Source organism: Aerococcus sp. L_32 (assembly GCF_050689315.1).
Genome location: NZ_JBOEQF010000503.1, coordinates 1 through 1,324, shown reverse-complemented (window position 1 = coordinate 1,324; position 1,324 = coordinate 1). Strand labels below are relative to the sequence as shown.

Here is a 1,324-nt window from a genome sequence, read left to right as displayed (position 1 = left end):
TTCAAGTGAAGAATCATCTAAATCTGCTGAGTCTTCTAGTGAAGAATCAACTTCAGAAGAATCTAGCACAGAGGAATCATCAACAGAGTCTTCTTCAACTGAATCTTCTGAATCATCAGAAGCAGCTTCAAGCGAAGCATCATCTTCAGCTGAATAAGCTAACAGACATACCTAAATGGAAAGCCCATCCGGTTTCGGATGGGCTTTTTTGATGACTAATTCTTCTATCTATTCATCAGCCTTCGGCAGAATTTTATGTAATGATATTTGCAAAGTATTTTGAAGTAGACAACTGTCTGCCGTGAAGAATTCAACGTGATTGTCGGTTGCCCTTTTTTGCCTAAATCAGTTACTTCATCGTTGTTATCCATACGGGACTGAATTTCTGTACGGGTTGCTAGTGTTTAATCTGCGTCGAATAAGTCTGGACACAATACGTAAAGCCCATTAACCATCTTGTTATGCTTTCTTTCTTTTTTAGTATTTAACCTATCTAAATCCTTCACATCACATTTAGGTTTTTATTCCCATACTTTTAGCTGGCATAATAAAAAACGGAACACCCCTTAACTGAGGTATCCCGTTGTTACTATGCTGGACAATTATTGCCTTTCACCACTTGGAAATTGTTGTTACAAGTAGCTTTGATTTCTTTGTGTGTTTCAAAGTAGCGAGAGATTAATTGGTTCATCTCCAGGTTGACTTCACGGACAATTTTTGATGAATCAAACATGTGATAGTCACCGCCACCAACAGCTCGATACTGGTTGAGGGTCACTTCGAATTCAGCTTCTAAATCCAATGGTTGGTCGTGGTAGTTTAATTTGGTTACCCGTTGACCAATTGGTTTTGATACATCAATGATGTAGTCAATTCCTTCATACATGTCGTAATTATAGGGTTTTGGTTTGGGATATTGCCAATCTTTAGACATGACGATTTCTTGGTCTTCATTCAAAATGAAAAATTCCGCTGATTGCTCGATAGCTGCTTTCAATTCTGCTCCGGTGATTTTAACCACTGCTAAGGTGTTAGGAAATGGGTAATTACTGTGTACGTCACGGACGGTTACTTCGTTTGGAAAGCCCTTGGCATCATTATTAAATAAGGCTACCGCTGAGATTTCTGTTTGCCCGTAATAGTTTTGTACCCGTTGGACAAATTCGACGTATGGATGGTCATGGATGCGGGCCATATCCACACTGTCAATCTTCATGTCCCCTTGAATGGTCCCTACCGGTTGGTCCAACCAGTTTTCAATTTCTGCTTGTAGGTCCGCTAATCTTTCGGCGGCTTCTTTTTGAATTGGTGTGTCCACGGTCGT

Annotated in this window: 1 protein-coding gene; it reads right to left on the bottom strand. The window is 40.0% G+C overall.

Features of this window, described 5'->3' with window-relative positions; genetic code table 11:
- Window positions 1-589: 589 nt before the first annotated feature.
- A partial coding sequence (locus ACRCJ0_RS14280; RefSeq protein WP_431390880.1) for a 5'-nucleotidase C-terminal domain-containing protein occupies window positions 590-1,324 on the bottom strand: 735 nt, incomplete at its 5' end.